The sequence below is a fragment of the Acetobacterium sp. UBA5834 genome (genome assembly GCF_002435675.1).
Taxonomy (GTDB): Bacteria; Bacillota; Clostridia; order Eubacteriales; family Eubacteriaceae; genus Acetobacterium; species Acetobacterium wieringae.
This window is the reverse complement of the sequence record NZ_DJGY01000050.1, coordinates 1-18,266: the sequence shown is the minus strand read 5'-3', so window position 1 is coordinate 18,266 and position 18,266 is coordinate 1. Positions and strand designations below refer to the sequence as shown.

Below are 18,266 nucleotides of genomic sequence, written 5' to 3'. Positions count from 1 at the left end.
GCATGAAAAAAGAATATCTGCAAATCGACAAAGTCGTTGGCCCCCTGATCCAGATTTCGGATGTGGATGACGTCTTTTACGGCGAAGTGGTTGATATTGTCGAAATCAGCACCGGCAACATCAAAAAGGGAAAAGTCATTAAAATTGAAGAAAAAAATGTGATCATTCAGGTATTTCAAAATACCGCCGGTTTAGCCGCCGGAAACAGCATCATCAAGTTTACCGGGGAAGCATTTAATTTACCGATGTCCCTGGATTTGCAGGGACGGATCTTTAACGGCATTGGTCAACCGATTGATAACGGCAGTGATATCTTCAGTTTGGTTGAAGCCAACATTAATGGCCGCCCGATTAACCCGATGTCCCGGGAATATCCCCGTAATTTTATTCAAACCGGGATTTCTTCCATCGATACCCTAGCCACCTTGATTCGTGGTCAAAAGCTGCCGATCTTTTCCGGCAATGGCTTACCGCACAATGAATTGGCGGCCCAGATTGTGCGTCAGGCCAGACTGGGTGATAATGTCAACGAAGAATTTGGTGTGGTGTTTGCGGCTATCGGCGTTAAACATGATGACGAGAAGTTTTTCAGGAAGAGTTTTGATGAAGCCAATGTTATGGATCGGGTCGTCATGTTTGTCAACTATGCTGATGATCCCATCGCTGAGCGGGTCACGACACCCCGGTGTGCCCTGACAGCCGCCGAATACCTGGCCTTTGAAAAGCATATGCACATTCTGGTAGTCATGACGGATATCACCAGTTATTGTGAAGCGCTTCGGGAAATCTCATCAGCCCGGGAAGAAGTACCCAGCCGGAAAGGCTATCCTGGTTATATGTATTCGGATCTGGCCTCGCTCTATGAACGGGCCGGGATGCTAAAAGACCAGGTCGGTTCGATTACCTTCCTGCCGATATTGACGATGCCTAATGACGATATTACCCATCCGATCCCGGATTTAACCGGTTATATCACCGAAGGTCAGATTGTGCTTGGGAGAGATTTGTTCCAGCGCAGTATCTATCCGCCAGTGGCTATTTTACCCTCGCTTTCACGGCTGATGAAAGATGGGATTGGGGAAGGTTTTACCCGGGGCGATCATGCCGAGGTGGCCAACCAGTTGTTCGCTTCATATTCCAAGGTACAGGAAGTAAGAGATTTATCCCAGATTATTGGGGAAGAAGATTTAAGCCCTACCGATAAAAAGTACATGGCATTTGGCCGGGCTTTTGAAGCACAGTTTCTTAATCAGGGTTTTGATGAAGGTCGAAATATTATTGAAAGCCTTGATCTCGGCTGGCAGCTCTTGTCACTGTTGCCGCTGACCGAACTGGATCGTCTCAGTCCCGAAAACATTGATAAGTATTTTCCCAAGAAGGCATAGGTGGTGTCATGGCCATTAAAATAACCCCGACCAAGGCGAATCTGATTAAAGCCAAGGGACGGCTGAAATTTTCAATTAAAGGGTATGAGCTGCTCGATAAAAAAAGAACCATTTTAATTCAGGAAATCATGCAGCTGGTCAAGGAAGCCGAGTTGATCGAGAAAGAAATCGGTCAGATGTTTCGGGATGCCTATGAAGCCCTGCAGCAGGTTTGTATCAGTATGGGCCTCAATCACCTGGAAGAGTTTGCCCTTTCAGTTCCGCCGGAGATTGGTTTTGAAATTCGGGCCAAGGGGGTCATGGGGGTTGACATTCCCGAAGTCATTTATACGGAACGGCGTGAACGAAACCTGGCCTTTGGTTTTAATGAAAATAACCCGGCCCTGGATATTGCCATCAAGAAATTCAACGATGTCAAGTATTTATCTTATCAGCTGGCGCAGGTGGAAACAACGGCCTATAAACTGTCGCTGGAAATAAAAAAAACCCAGAAAAGTGCCAACGCTCTGGACAAGATCCAGATACCCCGATTAAAGGCCGAAATTAAGTACATTCAGGATACCATTGAAGAGAAAGAGCGGGAAGAGTTTTTCCGGCTTAAAAAGGTTAAAAACAGACGATAAAAAACAAAGCCGGAGCATTGCTCCGGCTTTTGCTTTGGGTGCTGAACTCCCGTACCGATCGAATGTCGGTGCAGGGTTGGGCGATCAGCCTTTCTGGACGTTATAAACGGCTTCTTTGGGAATCAGGTTAAAGTCCGAAGCACTCAACAGGGCGATGGCTTTTTCCTGATCGTCGGCTTTAAGAATAATCAGGGGTGAACCCTGGTTATTCGGCATGACGAAGGAGTAGACATATTCGATGTTAACGTCATTTTCAGAAAGCAGGGCAAAGACATCGTGGAGGCTGCCGACCTTGTCGGAGGGATCAACCGCCAGCACATAGCTTTGCTTGACAACGTGACCAGCTTTTTTAAGCGCCTCGGCCCCTGCTTCGGGCTTATCGACGACGATCCGCAAAATACCGAATTCGGCGCTGTCAAAAACGGAAATGGCCCGAATGTCGACCTGGGCATCTTTAAGGACCCCGGTGATCTTGGCTAGATGGCCTTTTTTATTTTCAATAAAGACTGACAATTGACTAATTAGCATGGTTTGCCTCCTATAAATCTTCAGATCGCAGATCGATGACCCGTTTGGCTTTGCCTTCGGAGCGCACCAGACTTTTGGGCTCAACCAGGTGGATACCAGCGTGAATCCCGAGGATCGTGTGCAGCTTGGTCTGGATTTCTTTATACAGCTGATCGAGCAGGGTCACTGAGACCAGCAGATCCTGATTGACCACTTCGACGTCGATCTCGATCCGATCGAGATAGCCTTTTTTAAGGACCCGAATTTGGTAGTTCGAACCGATCCCTTTAATACCCAAAAGAACGCCTTCAATTTGTGAGGGGAAGACATTGACGCCGCCGATGATTAACATATCGTCGGTCCGTCCGGTGATCTTGGCCATCCGGGCTGAGGTTCGACCGCAATCACAAGGCGTGGTATCGAGCCTTGTGATGTCCTTGGTGCGGTAACGGATCAGTGGTAGCCCTTCTTTGGTAATCGGGGTGATGACCAGTTCGCCGACTGCGCCTTCCGGCAGCACCTCCAGGGTTTCCGGGTCGATGATTTCAGCAATAAAGTGATCCTCATTGATGTGCATCCCTTTAAAAGCCAGACACTCGCCGGAAACGCCGGGGCCGATCAATTCGCTCATGCCGTAGTTTTCAGTGGCGGTGATGCCCCAGGCTTCATTGAGTTTGGCCCGCATTTCTTCGGTGGAACCTTCGCCGCCAAAGAGGCCGTATTTAAGAAACAGCTCTTCTTTGGGATCAATCCCCATTTCCTGAGCGGCTTCGGCCAGATGCAGGGCATAGGATGGGGTACCGATCAGGACGGTGGATTGGAAATCCTGCATGATCATAATCTGTTTCTGGGTATTGCCGGCCGACATCGGAATGACCCCGGCGCCGATCTTTTCTAACCCCTGCTGAAGACCAAAGGCCCCGGTAAAGAGGCCAAAGCCAAAGGTGATCTGGGCGGTATCGTCAGCGGTGACGCCGCCCATGGTGGCGATCCGGGCGATCACTTCCCGCCACACCTTCATGTCGTGTTTGGTGTAACCGACCACGGTTGGCTTGCCGGTGGTGCCGGAAGAGGCGTGATAGCGGACAATTTTATTTTTGGGCATGGCAAAGAGCCCAAAGGGATAATTTTTGCGGAGATCTTCCTTGGTGGTCAGCGGCAATAGCCGCATATCTTCCAGGGTGCGGATATCCACCGGTTTAACCCCGGCGGCTTTGAATTTTTCATGATAATAAGGCACGTTTTCATAAACGTGGTTCAGCGTTTTCTTTAAACGCTTAAACTGCAGTTTCCGGAGCTCGTCCCGGGACATCTTTTCTTTATCAGACCATATTTTCATAACTTCTCCCCTCATCTAATCAGCTTGCTGCCAGTATTTTATATCATTTAGTTTGTCGGTTTCCAGGAACTTTTTAAAGAGACAATCTGGTTAAATACCGGAGCCTCCGGGGTTGAATATTTGGGATCGACGGAGAAAAATCCGTTGCGGATGAACTGAAATTTTTGATAGGGTTGCGCCTTTAATAATTCCGGTTCAATATAGGCTTTGACAATTTCCAGAGATTTCGGATTGATTCGCTCCAGAAAATTATCTTTCGTCAGGCCGGAATCATCCTCCACCAGATAGTCATAGAGGTGAAGTTCGACTTCGCTGGCATGACTGGCGTCTACCCAATGGATGGTGCCTTTGACCTTCCGCTCACAGCCAGCACCGGATTTGGTGGCAGGGTCGTAGGTGCATTTCAGTTCAATGACATGGCCGTCGGCGTCTTTTATTACTTCCTGACAGGTGATAAAGTAGGCACCCCGTAGGCGAACCTCATTGCCGGGGAAGAGGCGGAAGTACTTTTTGGGTGGTATTTCCATAAAATCACTGCGATCAATCAGGATTTCCCGGCTAAATGGGGTGGTATAGGAACCCATTTGATCATTTTCCTGGTTAAGTGGTAACTCAACCCACTCAGTTTGATTTTCCGGGTAGTTGGTGATGGTTACCTTCAGGGGATCGATTACGGCCATTAAACGGGGTGCTTTAAGTTTTAAATCGTCCCGGATAAAATGTTCCAGCATGGCGATGTCGACAGTGCTATTGGTTTTAGCGACACCGATCGCTTCGCAAAAAGCCTGAATCGATTCAGGGGTAAAGCCCCGGCGGCGTAAGCCGGAGATGGTGGCCAGACGGGGATCATCCCAGCCATCGACAATTTTTTCTTCCACCAGTTGTTTTAAAAAGCGCTTGCCGACAATGGTTTTGGTCAGATTGAGCTTTGCGAATTCGATTTGCCGGGGCGGTTCTTTCTTGAAGTCGTCGATGTTGGCCAGCACCCAGTCGTAGAAGGGGCGGTGATCTTCAAATTCCAGGGTACAGAGAGAGTGGGTAATCCCTTCTAAGGCATCCTCAATCGGATGGGCGTAATCGTACATCGGATAAATATACCAGTCTTCGCTGGTGGAGTGGTGGCTGGTATGCAGAATCCGATAGATGGCCGGATCGCGCATATTCATGTTGGGGCTGGCCATATCGATTTTGGCCCGCAGAATATGGGAACCTTCCGGTAGCTCGCCAGCCTTCATTTGTTTAAAAAGCTGCAGGTTTTCTTCGATCGGGCGGTTGCGGTACGGGCTTTCCTTACCGGGCTCAGTCAGGGTGCCCCGATACGCCCGCATTTCTTCGGCTGAGAGCTGGTCGACAAAAGCCAGGCCCTTACCGATCAGTTCGACGGCGTAGTCAGCCATTTTATCAAAATAGCTGGAGGCAAAAAAAAGCCGGTCATCCCAATCGATCCCCAGCCAGCTGAGATCTTCCTTGATGGAATCGACAAATTCGAGCTCCTCTTTGATGGGGTTGGTATCATCAAAGCGGAGATTGAATTTTCCATGATACTGCTTGGCAATCCGGTAATTAAGTAGTGAGGCTTTGGCATGACCTATATGTAAATAGCCGTTTGGTTCGGGGGGAAAGCGGGTGTGAACGCGATCATTTTTATAAACCTTGTCGGCAATATCCTGATCGATGGCATTGGTGATAAAATTCGTCTTTTTTTCTATGGGCTCCATTAATTTCCTCCTGAGATTATATTTGCCAATAATACCATAAAGCCAGCTTTATTACAATAAATTGACTGGTGGTAAAGTAAAAAGCGGGCTATTTTTTTAGAAAGACACCGTTCTGATAAAAAAGCTCCCCGTCGGCATAGATTGCCCCGCCGTCCTTCATGTCACAGAGCATGTCCCAGTGAAGCATCGAATCGTTAATCGGGCCGCATTCCGGGTAGGATTTGCCCAGGGCCAGATGAATGGTGCCGCCGATTTTTTCGTCAAACAGCATGTTTTTGGTAAATTTGGTGATTCCGTAATTCGTGCCAATGGCAAACTCGCCAACATAGCGGGAGCCAGCATCGGTGTCAAGCAGGGCGTGAAGCAAGGCTTCGCCCCGTTTGGCGCTGGCCGTAACAACCCGGCCGTCCGCGAAGGTCAGTTGGATATCTTCAATTTCCTGACCACTGTAAATACCGGGAAAGGTGAAACGAATGGTTCCGTTGACGCTTTCCTTTACCGGTGCAGTAAAGACTTCGCCGCTGGGAAAATTGTGGTGACCATCGGAATTGATCCAGATCCGGTTTTCGGTACGAAGCGTCAGGTCGGTACCGTTGGCCATCACATGGAAGCTGGTTTTCGTGTTTAAATAGGTAACCATGGCTTCCTGCTCGTCATGGATTTTTTGCCAGGCGGCAATAGGATTCTCACCATTTAGGAGACAGGCAGAAAAAACGAATTCTTCATAGTCAGACAGCGACATGTTTGCTTCCTGGGCACCGCTTTCGGTGGGGTAGAGGCACAGCGTCCAATCCATTTCACCCCGGGCTACCCGGTCATTGTAAATTTGGGTGATTGGTGCGCCAAAACGGCGCTGCAGTGCGATTCGTTCACTGGGAATATTTGATAACGACTTGAGGTTATGATCCCCTAGAATGTTTAGAATCTTATCGGCTTTGGCATAAACCTCCATCATCATCGGCGCATTAAACTTCAGTTGTTCGTCGCTGCCTTCTTTTAGAAGAATCTCCGAAAGACCTTCCGGGGTTAGCATGACTGTGGGGTGGGCTCCGGCTTTCAAAACCTCCCGGTAGCACTCTTTTATCAGTGGCATGGCCAGGTCAGATCCGCGGATCACAACCCACTCCTTTGGCTTAACATAAAGGGAGTAATTGACCAGGGTTTGGGCATATTTTATCAGTCGATGATCTCTCATGGTTTATCTCCTTATAATTGAAATTGTATGAGTTAAATATATCCGAAAAAAGAATTTAACTCAATAAAAAAATAAAAAAACAGGTGACAAATGTAAACGAACATTGTATAATAACGATAGTATAGTTAATGATTACAAGTTCATAAATGGTAACAACATTCAGACAAAATTGTCCATGCTCCATTTAACAAAGAATAATCAGATCCTGTACATTAAAATTAAGTGGAGGTACTCATGGAAGACAGAACTTTAGTTTGTCAAGATTGTGGCGAAGAATTTGTATTTACTGTAGGTGAACAAGAATTCTACCAGGAAAAAGGTTTTGACAATGAACCAAAAAGATGTCGTGAATGTCGAACAAAAAGAAAACAAACTAGAAGACCAAGAAACAGCAACTTCTAGGAATTTCTAAAAAAAACAATGAAGATCCCTTATAGGGATCTTTTTTTCTTGTTGATTTGGAAAGCCTGAGAATTGATCCAACCAAATGATATGAGTAGTCGATTGACGCGTAAACAGATTTCTTAATGAAACGGAGAGAAAGAAAAACAAATGATAGACAAGGCTCACGTTTATATCGTAAAATGTAGTGATGACACCCTTTATACTGGGTGGACCACTCAGATCGAAGCTCGAATCAAGGCCCATAATGCGGGAACCGGTGCAAAATATACCCGGGGACGGTTGCCTGTCACGCTGGTTTATTGGGAAACGCTGACCACCCGGTCAGAAGCCCTCAGTCGTGAAGCGGCCATCAAGAAAATGTCAAAGGCGAAGAAATTAGAGTTGATAAAGAACCATGAATCAAAAAAGTAAAGGAGTTTTCAGATGAATCCCTTTGTCAATGAAATCCCAGTTTACGAAACCCTTGCGAATGGTAACGCCATTATTATTATCTATGATTTGTTCATTCTTCTGCTTTTTTTATTTGAATTGTTTCTGTTCTACAACAAAGAACGCATTATTTCTGAGGTAAAGCAGAACAAAACAAAAAAGATTAAACCAGTTCGACGTTTTCTGGTAAAATTGATTGTCAATTATGAATATCAGGGAATTCTCATGGTCACTGGTGTTTTGTTGGTGATCTCGTTATTGGTGGTGTCGCTGCATCACCGAATACTGTTCAGCGAACTGATTGGAATTTTAGGAAGCTTTGCCGTTTTTATTATCATCGTATTTTTAGTGCAACACCTTTTTATGAAAATCGATCAGTTTCAGGATATTATTGTCTCCCGCTTTATGGATCTGATCTTTTATCTGGTCCTGGGTCATTATTTTGTGCTGTTTGCCAACTTTATCTCACCGCCGAGCCTGCCGCTGGGCTTGTTGGGACTGTCTTTTGCCCTGATGCTCTGTTTCTCGGTGATGATCCGGGCAATCGCCAACCCTACCCTGATCCGCAGTTCCGTTTCCAAAAGGCGGAAATATCACGAAACCGCCAGTATTCTAAAAGGGATGCTGGTACTGGTTGTCAGTGAAATGAGTATCCTTTATCTGATGGTCTATAACTGTTTTAAAATCAATTCCGGTTTTTACGCAGCGAATTCAGACCGAGCCCTGGATGCCTTTGACATGCTCTATTATATGGTGATTTCCTTTGCCACCATCGGCTATGGGGATATTCATCCGGTTCGTTTTAATGGCATTATTTACGGCGAACTGGTGGCTATGGTTATTGGTTTGGCCAGTATGTTCAGTACCGCCTGCTTTGTCGGTGCGGTGGTTGCCGGAGCCGCCCAGATGAGCTGGAATCAGGGTATGGAAGGAAAAAGTCAGGATAACGATGCGCCGTCAGATCAGAATGAACATAATGAGCGCCGAAGCATGATTTCAGTGATACATGAAAAACTGAAAAATAAAGAGCTTTAACAGTCAATTACTAAGAAGAAAGGTTATTAATGATGAAATTTTATTTTGCATTATGGTTGGCAAAATTAATGGGGATTGCCATTAAACTTGTCAGCAAGGGGCGGGGAACCAACCTTCCCGGGGAGAAGGCGTTGGCAATCGACCCGGATTTTGTCAAACATTTTAAAAATATTGATTATTCCAAGGTCGTATTTATTACCGGAACCAATGGGAAATCGTCGACCACCAATCTGCTAACGCATATATTAAAGCAGAATGGTAAAAAAATTGTTTCCAATCTGGAAGGTGCCAACCTCTTGGGGGGGATAGCCACAAGTCTGGCCAAAGAAGCCAGCTTGTCAGGGAAACTCAAGGCCGACTTCTATATTTTTGAAACCGATGAACGCTATCTGCCGTTAATTTACGCCCAATTACCTGCCGAAAATATGCTGATCACCAACCTTCAAAAAGATCAGGTCCAGAGAAATGGGGATCCGGATTTTATTATCCGCAAGTTAAAAGAGGTGGTCAATCCCAGGATGACCCTGATCCTCAATAACGAAGAACCGCGATCCCGATTTTTCGAGGAAGTCGCCCGTCGTTCGATTTATTACAGCGTATCCCGCCATGATGAATCCTTCGTAAAGGGTGGGGATTACCCCACCCAGGCGTGTCCCAAATGCCATCACGATCTGCGTTTTGATTATTACAATGTCGACAGCATTGGCGCTTTTGCCTGCGATTTTTGTGGGTTTGCCAGCAAAAGCACACCGGACTATTTGGTTACTGCGCTTAACTTTAAAGATAATACCTTCAAATTAAAGGATGTGGTCTTTAATATGCCCTATGATCTGCCCTTTATGTTTTATAATTATGCCGGAGCATTGGCCGTTTGCGATGCGCTTTGTGGGATTACACCGGCAGCCGCAGCCCGAGCCTTTGAAAATTTTAAAAATATCGGTGGTCGCTTTGAGGTCTTGACCTACAAAAATAAAACCATTAAATATATGCGGATTAAACAGGAAAATCCCGATACCCTCCAGAGTGCCTTAAATATTATGGCATCAGACAAAAGTAAAAAAATGGTGGCTCTGGGTTTGTATGTAGTCAATGATTTTGTTCCCCATTACATCAATACCTTTTACGCCTTTGACTGTGATTTTAAACCGTTGGTAGACTCCAATGTGGAGCGATACCTGTGTTTCTCTGAGCATGTTGCTTATGATACCGCCAATCGACTGGTTTATGATGGGGTTTCAAAAGAAGTGATCACGATCATGGACAGTGACAACATCAGTGAAATATTTGCCGAAATCGACAAGGCCGAAACCGATAATATTTATTTGATCACCTGGATTTCTACCTTTGAAAAGATGAAAAAATTCATTGAAGGAGGACAGAACTAATGGAACAGACCATAAAAGTTGGCTGGCTTTTTAATAATATGTTTAACCTTCATGGCGATCGGGGTAATCTGCTGGCGATTCAGGCCGAGGCAAAAAGACGGGGCTACCAGGTTGAGGTTACCCAAATTAACTTGGACACAGAGACCTTTAACCCGCTTGATTTTGATTTTCTGTTTTGTCCACCGGGTGAAATTGAGCATTTTGAGGCGGTGGCAGCCTATCTGGAACCGCATCGAAACGAACTGATGGCCTATATTGAAACCCGACCGATGTTGGTGACCGGCACCACCGTAGCACTGTTTGGGGAAACGATAAAGCGGGATGATCAGTCCGAGATTATTGGACTGGGGATCATTGAGATTGAAGCCCGTGAGAATCACGCCGTGTACGGCGATGATCTGTATTACACCTGTCAGTACAATGGCAAGGAAATGGAAATGATCGGTAGTCAGATCCAAATGATCGATCTGGATATTAAAGAAGAGTCGCCATTTGGACGGCTTAAGTATGGCTACGGCAATAACGGCAAGACGAAGTTTGAAGGGGTGATCAGCGGCAAAGGGATTTTTACCAACACCCTGGGCCCGGTTCTGGTTTGCAACCCCTGGCTCACCGAAGAAATCATCAATTTGATTGAAGTCAATAAAACCTGGCCAGTTTGGGACGAACACCGGGATAACAGCCTCGAGTTGAAGTCACAAAAAAGCAAAATGGTTCATATCAATAAAAAAGAAACCCGGCTAAAGCGCATCAGTGAACGTTAGTATAAAATCATAAGGAAAAAAGTGTGAACAGAAAAAAAGTCATTATTGGATTAAGCGGTGGCATCGACAGTGCTGCCTCCGCTTATCGGTTACAAAGTGAAGGTTACGAGGTAATTGGCGTAACCTTTAATTTTTTAAATGCCGAAACAACCATTAATGCCGCCAGAATGGTGGCGGAAAAAATGGATATTGAACACCATGTATTGGAGGCTCAAAATGAGTTCCAGAAAAAAGTGATTGATCCCTTTGTAGCGGGCTATCAACGGGGAGAAACTCCTAATCCCTGTCTGTTATGCAATCAGAACATGAAGTTTAAGCTGCTTCGTGATTTTGCTACCATCAATGGCGACGCCATGATAGCCACCGGCCATTATGCCGAAGTTCGCCAGCATGAGGGGGCATATCAGCTCTGGGCCAGTGCCAATCCCCATAAAGATCAGTCCTATTTTTTATATCATCTGGAGCAGGAAATCCTGGGGCGTTTATTATTTCCGCTGAATGCGGTCACATCCAAAGATGAAGTACGAAAAGAAATTTTGAGTTTATTGCCAGAGCTTGCCCAGGGTGCAGAAAGCCAGGGCATTTGTTTTATCCCTAAAAAGGGCCATGGTTTGTTTCTCAAGGAGGCTGTGTTTGGAAATAATCCGACAGCCCCTGGTAATTTTGTGGATACAACGGGTAAAATACTGGGGAAACACCCCGGCATTCATCATTTTACTCCGGGTCAAACCCGGGGCTTGGGGATTAACAGCAGTCATCGGCTGGCAGTAGTTGAGGTGATCCCAGCCACCAATACGGTGGTGTTGGATGAAGAACAGAATTTGTATCAAAACCGTATTCTGGTGGATGCGTTGGTTATTCAATCGCCCGAGGGTCTGCCGGAAACAGGCTTCACCTTTAAAACCTGCCGCTGGGGCCACGAGTATGAGGGCCGGATCGAACGACTTTCGGGAACTCAGGCCATCGTTCACAGTCAGGTTCCGGTTCGGGCTCCGGCACCCGGTCAGGCTCTGGTTTTTTTTAAGGGTCGGCAGGTTCTCGGTGGTGGCATCATAAAACGGTTTTAAAATAAATCGCTTTAGGTTATAATGAGGCCAGCAAATTTTAAGCAAAAGAAAAAGACTAAGGAGTTTTACATAGATGGGAAAATTATTTGGTACTGATGGCGTTCGTGGTGTATATGAAAAAGAATTGACATTGGATCTGGCTTATGGATTGGGTCAGGCCGGAGCCAGCGTTCTGGGAAGAAATGCGCATCGGCCCAAAATTGTCATTGGCATGGACACCCGGGAATCCGGAAACGCTCTGGAACAGGCTCTGGCCCGGGGAATTGTAGCAGTGGGCGGTGAAGCAATATTGGTTGGCGTTCTACCAACCCCTGCTATAGCAGTGATTACCCGAGAAATCCAAGCTGATGCTGGGGTAGTAATTTCGGCTTCCCACAACCCCTTTCAATTTAACGGGATCAAATTTTTTGATGGTCTGGGATTCAAACTGCCAGATGCAGTGGAAGACGAAATTGAAACCATCGTTCTGGAAAAACAGGCAGTTGAATTAAAAGGGGGTGGCAGGATCAGTCAACTGGAAAAACCGGAAGACCTCTATCTAAACCACATTAAACAGGCAGTAAAAAGTGATTTTTCTGGACTCAAGGTAGTGATGGACTGTGCCAATGGGGCCGCCTATGCCATCGCTCCGGCGTTTTTTCGTAGCCTTGGTGCCGATGTGGTTGTGATCGGGGATCAGCCTGATGGCAAGAATATTAATGCCGGTTGCGGATCGACCCATTTACAGCCCTTGCAGCACCGGGTAGTGGATGAAAAAGCCGATATTGGGATTGCTTTTGATGGTGATGCGGATCGCTGTCTGGCAGTTGATAATGTGGGTGCGATCATCGATGGTGACAAAATTATGAATCTGATCGGATCTTCGATGAAGGCCGCCAATACTTTGAAGAAAGACACGGTTGTGGTCACTGTGATGAGCAATATCGGCCTGGATCTGGCCTTAAATGCCGCCGGGTGTAAAACCGTCAAGACGGATGTCGGCGATCGGTATGTTCTTGAAGCGATGGTTGCCGGCGATTATAATCTGGGCGGCGAACAGTCCGGACACCTGATTCTGCTGGATCATAATACCACTGGAGATGGGATGCTTACGGCCATGATCTTATTGGAATTGTTAAAACAGGATGGCCGGGATGCCAAAGCCCTGAATAATTTAATGACGGTTTATCCTCAGATCCTGGTTAATGCCAGAGTCGAAAATAAAAAGAAACTGGATTATCTGAATGATGCGGAGATTCAAAGACGGATTCAGGAAGTGGAAGCTCATTTTCACGGGCAGGGACGGGTGCTGATTCGGCCATCAGGAACCGAACCACTAGTACGGGTGATGATTGAGGGACAGGATCAAAATGAATTAACCACCATCGCCAGTGAGCTGGCAGTATTAATTGAACAGCGCTTAGGCTGCTGAAATTTGAAAAGAAATTATTATCGAACCAAAACAACGAGGTTAAAAATTAAAAATAATTTAAGAAATGAGGGCTTTGTCCCTCATTTCTTTGTGTTGAAAGGACTTTTATGGTAGAATAACTCAGTATGTTTTTGGGTATAAAACTAATGGACCGTAACCAAAGACTGCCAAGAAGCGCCAGAACTCAAGTGATGGTCCACACAGAAATTGAGTTGACGAGGTCAGGGAGTATCGAAAATTCGGCGGATGCCCTGGAGAATTGTCATTTAAAACCAAAGAGCGATCTTTGGGACAGAGATGGCATAAAAAAGAAATATAGGTGAAAAAATGTGTGGAATTGTAGGTTATATCGGCGATAAACAGGCACAAGAAGTGCTAATTAATGGTCTTTCCCGGTTGGAGTACCGAGGCTATGACTCGGCCGGAATTGCGACCCTGGAAAATGAAATGATCCGGGTGGAAAAGAAAAAAGGGCGGCTCAAAAATCTGGAAGATGTACTGGATAAAACACCGCTTTCCGGCCAGGTCGGTATCGGTCATACCCGTTGGGCAACCCATGGGGTACCCTCTGATGCCAATGCCCACCCCCATTGCAGTGTCAATAAAGAAATCTCGGTGGTTCACAATGGCATCATCGAAAATTATATGACATTGAAAGATGAGCTTCAGGCGGTCGGGCATGTTTTCATTTCGGATACCGATACGGAAGTGATTGCCCATCTGCTGAATGAACTGTATACTGGTGACCTTGTCGAAACCATTCAAATTGCCTTACAGCGGATGAGCGGCTCCTATGCCCTGGCGGTTCTGTGTGCCAACGAGCCGGATAAGATTGTGGCTGTCCGTAAAGATAGTCCCTTGATTGTCGGACTGGGTGATGGCGAAAACTTTATCGCTTCGGATATTCCCGCGATTCTTAACTATACCCGGGAAGTCTACCTGCTGGATAACGGCGAAATGGCAGTACTGACAGCGAACCATATTCAGGTTATGGACAGCGCTGGCAACACGATTCAAAAAGAGGTTTTTGTCGTTGATTGGGATCCCGGGGATGCTGAAAAAGGCGGCTTTGATCATTTTATGATGAAAGAAATGGTCGAACAACCCAAGGCCATGATGGAAGCTTTAATGGGGCGTTGCTGTGAAAATGGGGCATCCTTTGCCGGGTTGAAACTTAATGCCGAGATGATGAAAAAGATCAACCGGATTCAGATTGTCGCTTGTGGCACCGCTTACCATGCCGGAATGGTGGGCAAGTATTATTTTGAAAAATTTGCCCGGATCAGCGTGGAAACCGAAGCTGCTTCGGAGTATCGCTATAAAAATCCGATTGTCGATGAAAATACCCTGCTGATTGTCATCAGTCAATCCGGCGAAACCGCCGATACCCTGGCAGCAATCCGCCTGGCCAAAGAACGGGGGGCCTGGGTTTTGGCGGTGACCAATGTGGTCGGCAGTTCCATTGCCCGGGAAGCCGATGACGTCATTTATACCAATGCCGGACCAGAAATCGCCGTGGCATCGACCAAGGCGTATGTCACCCAGGTTGGTTGTATGATGCTTCTGGCCTCATTTTTGGGAAATCTCAATGGGAAAATGAACAAAGAAGATGCCGCCCGGATTTGTCATGGGTTGATGATGACACCAGAACTAATTGAAAAAGCACTGGAAAGCCAGGACATGATTAAAGCATTTGCTGATAAAAATTATCAGATCAGTGATCTTTTTTATATGGGACGAGGGGTGGACTTGTATACCAGCATGGAAGGTTCACTAAAACTTAAGGAAATTTCCTATATTCATTCTGAAGCCTATGCCGCCGGGGAACTCAAACACGGCCCGATTGCCCTGATTGAGGAGGGTACCATCGTGGTAGCCGTCTGTACTCAGGAAAATGTGTTCGAAAAAATGCTCAGCAATATCAAAGAAGTTAAGGCCCGGGGTGCTCACGTTCTGGCGATTGTTCAGGCCGGTCACGAAGATATTGCTTCGGAGGTGGATGAGGTCTGGGTGATTCCGGAGATGGACGATGATATCACCGCCATTCCCACCATTGTGTATCTGCAGCTGTTGGCTTATTATCTGGCGGTTGCCCGAGGCTGTGATGTCGATAAGCCAAAAAATCTGGCTAAGAGTGTGACGGTGGAGTAAAAACAAATTTAAAAATAATTAAGGAAGGTATTTAATACTGTATGCTACGCACAAGGGAGCTTTTGCACTATAGCTTATTCGCTATTTTGCAAAAGCCCCTTTTTTCTTGAGAATCCCCGATTTTTCCCGCAACAATATTATTGCCAAATAGGTAACATCATTACATCGACTTTTTTGAATTCCTGTGCTATTGTAGGAGATAGTGCAATGTGATTATCGAAAAGGAGTAAACAGATGAATCTATTGGTTTATACCTTGCAGGCAAATATATATGCGTTGATCATTTTGAGTATTATTTTTGTGAATTTTAGAAAACGGGCTGATCTGACAAATGCCAGCAACCGGTTTTTTTTGATCATGTTAAAAGTAGTCATGGCAATTCTGATTCTGGACAGCATCGGAATTAGTCTATATGGTCTGGCGGGGCAACCGATTCATTTTTTACTGATACTATTGACACTGATTTATTATCTTTTAAATCCGCTTCCCAGTTTATTCTGGATGGCTTATGTTCATTACACAATCCACCGCAGCGAAAAGCGGTTAAAAAAACTCGTTGCTGTGGCTCTGCTACCTGTTTATCTCAATAGTATTTTATCAATCGCCAGCATTTTTACCGGATGGCTGTTTTATTTTGGTGCCGATAATGTCTATCAGCGGGGACCGCTGTTTGTAATGGTGCCAATCTGCTGTTATTTTTATATTTTTTTATCATTTGTGATGATCTTATGGAATCGCAACCGCATCCGCCAGCGGGATCTTCTGCCGTTGCTCTTTTTTGCGCTACCGCCGTTTCTGGCGGGGATTATTCAGGCATTGATATATGGTCTGGCAATTACCTGGCCGGCGCTGACTATTTCGCTGTTGACCATTTATATTTTTATTCAGTCCCGGACTATGAATACGGATCATCTAACAGGGCTTTATAACCGACGGGAGTTCGATTACTATCTGGAAGATTGGATGAACTGGCATTCGAAGAAGAAACAACTGGCTGGATTTATGTTGGATCTGGATCGTTTTAAAGAAATAAATGACAACTTTGGTCATAATGCCGGGGATCGTGCTTTGATCAACATGAGCGAAATTTTGAGGAAGAGTTTTCGAAACACTGATTTTATCGCCCGAATCGGAGGTGATGAATTTGTAGTGGTGCTGGAAGTGGATGATCAAAAGGAAATCGATGGGCTTTTGGAGCGGCTGAAGGAAAATATGGATAACTTTAATAAGCAGACGCAAGAACGCTATAAATTGAGTGTCAGCAGTGGTAGTGGGATGTTTTTTCCTGAAAGAGAAGAGAATCTTAGTGAGTTTTTTGGAGAATTAGATCGTCTGATGTATGTTGAAAAGGCGATGAAGAAGAACATTAGCGTTTAAGTAATACACTTGCAGAATTGAAATGATCATATAGTGGTAGAGAAACCAAAATACGGGTATGTATTTTTTTCACGAGTCGCTAAGGAGGCTATAATGGAAGAATTGAGGCGACTGTCGGAGTTAAACAAACATACTCTTTTTCAAAAAACCATAAACACCAATAATTCAGGTGTTTATGGTTTTTTATTAATACAGTTTATTTAGTATCGTTAATACCTGATTGGCAAGATCGGCTTCATCGACAGCAAAGACAATCACGGCAAGATTCAGTATTACCTTCGGATGATAAACTTCGTTAACTTGAACCCCATCACCAGTGGTGGAAAGAATGGCGCTTTTTCCTTTTTCGGTGAGATGGGTTTTGATGTGGCCAACCAGTCCGTTCTGGCTTTCAACCCAGTCCGCCAGGCCGTTTAAACCAACAGCGATGGCTTCTTTTATTGGCAGATACTCACCGCTGATTTCACGCTCTGCGGAAATAATTATGGCATTTTCGTGGTGGGTAATTGAAAGATCACCAAGGTTAGTTTTAGGGCGCAGATGTTCATGGATTTCATGCTTGTCATGATCGTGTCCACAGATATAGGACTCTTCCTGATGGGAATGATGGTTTTGGTGTTCATGGTGATCATGGCCGCAGGAGCAGGGCTCGTCCGGGTGAGCATATTGTCTTTTGCTGTGATCATGATCTTGGTCACAGGAACAGCGTATCTCGTCTTGTTCGAGGTGGGGATGTTGGTGCTGATGTTCGTTTTTCATTTTTTTCCTTTCAACTCAATACAATGTTGAGCCATATAATTCAACAAATAGCGTTGGTTACTTTTAAAATAATCGGCTGTTATAATGCGATTAACCGCTGATCAAGTAGTCTTTCCCAGAAATCATCAGGGATCTTGATGATGGCGGAGATGGGATAGCAGGGGAGCTTTTTATTATAAGTTTGAATGCTTTCGATGACGCTCTGAACCTTTTGTTCATCCACCGTATCGACTTTATTAATCAAAACACTGCTGGCGTTTTCCAGCTGACCGGAAACAAAGGGTTCCATGGCAGCGATTAAACGGAACCATCGCTTAGCATCTATGATGGTGATAATCTCAGTTTCCACGAGAAAGGCATCTTCAATCGTTTGTTTGATCTTATCGGGATAGGCCAGTCCGGTGGCTTCGATAACCAGCCATTGGGGATCAAATTCTTTTTTCAGGTACGAAACTGTATCCTCCAACTGGGCCGACGACGTACAGCAGGCACAGCCCGCAAAAAGATTTTTAACAGTCAGCCCCTGATTTTCCAGCAGCAGGTTGTCTACCCCGGAGCCGCCAATTTCATTTTCGACAATCACCACCGGAGTGGTATTCTCATTATTTAAAGATCTGGCAACCAAAAACTCAGCCAGCTGCAGTAATACACTGGTTTTGCCGGAGCCCAGAAATCCTCCTAATACAATAACTTTTAGGCGTTTGCAAAACGCCACA

Annotated in this window: 17 protein-coding genes; 11 read left to right on the top strand and 6 right to left on the bottom strand. The window is 45.5% G+C overall.

Annotated features, from left to right (window positions below):
• Nucleotides 1-2: 2 nt before the first annotated feature.
• Both B3F51_RS10225 and B3F51_RS10220 read left to right on the top strand, forming a co-directional pair.
• Nucleotides 3-1,385, top strand: a complete 1,383-nt coding sequence (locus B3F51_RS10225) for a V-type ATP synthase subunit B (RefSeq protein WP_070369755.1) — start codon at nt 3-5, stop codon at nt 1,383-1,385.
• Nucleotides 1,386-1,393: 8 nt separating this feature from the next.
• The gene (locus B3F51_RS10220) at nt 1,394-2,008 is read left to right on the top strand and encodes a V-type ATP synthase subunit D (protein ID WP_148637672.1); all 615 of its coding nucleotides are present in this window, start codon (nt 1,394-1,396) and stop codon (nt 2,006-2,008) included.
• A gap of 84 nt (nt 2,009-2,092) precedes the next feature.
• Here the strand turns inward: B3F51_RS10220 and B3F51_RS10215 are convergent, their stop codons facing one another.
• The 4 genes from B3F51_RS10215 to B3F51_RS10200 all read right to left on the bottom strand — a co-directional run bounded on the left by B3F51_RS10215 (nt 2,093) and on the right by B3F51_RS10200 (nt 6,767).
• Nucleotides 2,093-2,536, bottom strand: coding sequence for an ACT domain-containing protein (locus B3F51_RS10215; protein WP_070369757.1), 444 nt, complete (start codon nt 2,534-2,536; stop codon nt 2,093-2,095).
• 10 nt (nt 2,537-2,546) lie between these two features.
• Nucleotides 2,547-3,854, bottom strand: coding sequence for a phenylacetate--CoA ligase family protein (locus B3F51_RS10210; RefSeq protein WP_070369758.1), 1,308 nt, complete (start codon nt 3,852-3,854; stop codon nt 2,547-2,549).
• Between the two features lie 47 nt (nt 3,855-3,901).
• Complete coding sequence (locus tag B3F51_RS10205) at nt 3,902-5,572, bottom strand: glutamine--tRNA ligase/YqeY domain fusion protein (RefSeq protein WP_148637673.1); 1,671 nt, start codon at nt 5,570-5,572, stop codon at nt 3,902-3,904.
• Between the two features lie 88 nt (nt 5,573-5,660).
• On the bottom strand, nt 5,661-6,767 hold the full coding sequence (locus B3F51_RS10200; protein WP_286946892.1) for an aminopeptidase: 1,107 nt from the start codon (nt 6,765-6,767) through the stop codon (nt 5,661-5,663).
• Nucleotides 6,768-7,001: 234 nt separating this feature from the next.
• On the opposite strand from B3F51_RS10200, the gene B3F51_RS10195 reads away from it, so the two are divergent.
• The 9 genes from B3F51_RS10195 to B3F51_RS10155 all read left to right on the top strand — a co-directional run bounded on the left by B3F51_RS10195 (nt 7,002) and on the right by B3F51_RS10155 (nt 16,791).
• On the top strand, nt 7,002-7,169 hold the full coding sequence (locus B3F51_RS10195; protein WP_070369760.1) for a zinc-ribbon domain-containing protein: 168 nt from the start codon (nt 7,002-7,004) through the stop codon (nt 7,167-7,169).
• Nucleotides 7,170-7,319: 150 nt separating this feature from the next.
• On the top strand, nt 7,320-7,583 hold the full coding sequence (locus B3F51_RS10190) for a GIY-YIG nuclease family protein (RefSeq protein ID WP_286946891.1): 264 nt from the start codon (nt 7,320-7,322) through the stop codon (nt 7,581-7,583).
• Nucleotides 7,584-7,595: 12 nt separating this feature from the next.
• Entirely contained in the window at nt 7,596-8,636 is a 1,041-nt protein-coding gene (locus B3F51_RS10185) for a potassium channel family protein (RefSeq protein ID WP_286946889.1), read from the top strand.
• Between the two features lie 29 nt (nt 8,637-8,665).
• On the top strand, nt 8,666-10,021 hold the full coding sequence (locus tag B3F51_RS10180; protein WP_286946888.1) for a Mur ligase family protein: 1,356 nt from the start codon (nt 8,666-8,668) through the stop codon (nt 10,019-10,021).
• The gene (locus B3F51_RS10175; RefSeq protein WP_070369763.1) at nt 10,021-10,785 is read left to right on the top strand and encodes a cobalamin biosynthesis protein CobQ; all 765 of its coding nucleotides are present in this window, start codon (nt 10,021-10,023) and stop codon (nt 10,783-10,785) included. Before B3F51_RS10180 ends, B3F51_RS10175 begins: the two co-directional genes overlap by 1 nt.
• Before the next feature lie 23 nt (nt 10,786-10,808).
• Entirely contained in the window at nt 10,809-11,852 is a 1,044-nt protein-coding gene (mnmA, locus tag B3F51_RS10170; protein ID WP_286807575.1) for a tRNA 2-thiouridine(34) synthase MnmA, read from the top strand.
• Between the two features lie 73 nt (nt 11,853-11,925).
• Nucleotides 11,926-13,263 carry a phosphoglucosamine mutase gene (glmM, locus tag B3F51_RS10165; RefSeq protein WP_148637677.1) on the top strand — a complete coding sequence of 446 codons (1,338 nt, stop codon included), beginning with the start codon at nt 11,926-11,928 and terminating at the stop codon, nt 13,261-13,263.
• A gap of 327 nt (nt 13,264-13,590) precedes the next feature.
• Complete coding sequence (gene glmS, locus B3F51_RS10160) at nt 13,591-15,414, top strand: glutamine--fructose-6-phosphate transaminase (isomerizing) (RefSeq protein ID WP_286946887.1); 1,824 nt, start codon at nt 13,591-13,593, stop codon at nt 15,412-15,414.
• Between the two features lie 234 nt (nt 15,415-15,648).
• Nucleotides 15,649-16,791, top strand: coding sequence for a GGDEF domain-containing protein (locus B3F51_RS10155; RefSeq protein WP_286946885.1), 1,143 nt, complete (start codon nt 15,649-15,651; stop codon nt 16,789-16,791).
• A gap of 186 nt (nt 16,792-16,977) precedes the next feature.
• On the opposite strand, the gene B3F51_RS10150 is transcribed toward B3F51_RS10155, so the two are convergent.
• Together B3F51_RS10150 and B3F51_RS10145 are read right to left on the bottom strand one after the other, a co-directional pair.
• The gene (locus tag B3F51_RS10150) at nt 16,978-17,550 is read right to left on the bottom strand and encodes a hypothetical protein (protein WP_070369769.1); all 573 of its coding nucleotides are present in this window, start codon (nt 17,548-17,550) and stop codon (nt 16,978-16,980) included.
• A 79-nt stretch (nt 17,551-17,629) separates the two neighbouring features.
• Nucleotides 17,630-18,266, bottom strand: a 637-nt coding sequence (locus B3F51_RS10145) for a GTP-binding protein (RefSeq protein WP_286946884.1), incomplete at its 5' end; no start/stop codon positions are given.

What these genes read in the sequence shown, in the direction of transcription:
- B3F51_RS10195 (WP_070369760.1), top strand. Translation starts at nt 7,002, where the DNA reads ATGGAAGACAGAACTTTAGTTTGTCAAGATTGTGGCGAAGAATTTGTA.
- B3F51_RS10175 (WP_070369763.1), top strand. Translation starts at nt 10,021, where the DNA reads ATGGAACAGACCATAAAAGTTGGCTGGCTTTTTAATAATATGTTTAAC.
- glmM (WP_148637677.1), top strand. Translation starts at nt 11,926, where the DNA reads ATGGGAAAATTATTTGGTACTGATGGCGTTCGTGGTGTATATGAAAAA.
- B3F51_RS10220 (WP_148637672.1), top strand. Translation starts at nt 1,394, where the DNA reads ATGGCCATTAAAATAACCCCGACCAAGGCGAATCTGATTAAAGCCAAG.
- B3F51_RS10185 (WP_286946889.1), top strand. Translation starts at nt 7,596, where the DNA reads ATGAATCCCTTTGTCAATGAAATCCCAGTTTACGAAACCCTTGCGAAT.
- B3F51_RS10205 (WP_148637673.1), bottom strand. Translation starts at nt 5,572, where the DNA reads ATGGAGCCCATAGAAAAAAAGACGAATTTTATCACCAATGCCATCGAT.
- B3F51_RS10190 (WP_286946891.1), top strand. Translation starts at nt 7,320, where the DNA reads ATGATAGACAAGGCTCACGTTTATATCGTAAAATGTAGTGATGACACC.
- B3F51_RS10210 (WP_070369758.1), bottom strand. Translation starts at nt 3,854, where the DNA reads ATGAAAATATGGTCTGATAAAGAAAAGATGTCCCGGGACGAGCTCCGG.
- B3F51_RS10155 (WP_286946885.1), top strand. Translation starts at nt 15,649, where the DNA reads ATGAATCTATTGGTTTATACCTTGCAGGCAAATATATATGCGTTGATC.
- B3F51_RS10225 (WP_070369755.1), top strand. Translation starts at nt 3, where the DNA reads ATGAAAAAAGAATATCTGCAAATCGACAAAGTCGTTGGCCCCCTGATC.
- B3F51_RS10180 (WP_286946888.1), top strand. Translation starts at nt 8,666, where the DNA reads ATGATGAAATTTTATTTTGCATTATGGTTGGCAAAATTAATGGGGATT.
- B3F51_RS10215 (WP_070369757.1), bottom strand. Translation starts at nt 2,536, where the DNA reads ATGCTAATTAGTCAATTGTCAGTCTTTATTGAAAATAAAAAAGGCCAT.
- glmS (WP_286946887.1), top strand. Translation starts at nt 13,591, where the DNA reads ATGTGTGGAATTGTAGGTTATATCGGCGATAAACAGGCACAAGAAGTG.
- B3F51_RS10150 (WP_070369769.1), bottom strand. Translation starts at nt 17,550, where the DNA reads ATGAAAAACGAACATCAGCACCAACATCCCCACCTCGAACAAGACGAG.
- B3F51_RS10200 (WP_286946892.1), bottom strand. Translation starts at nt 6,767, where the DNA reads ATGAGAGATCATCGACTGATAAAATATGCCCAAACCCTGGTCAATTAC.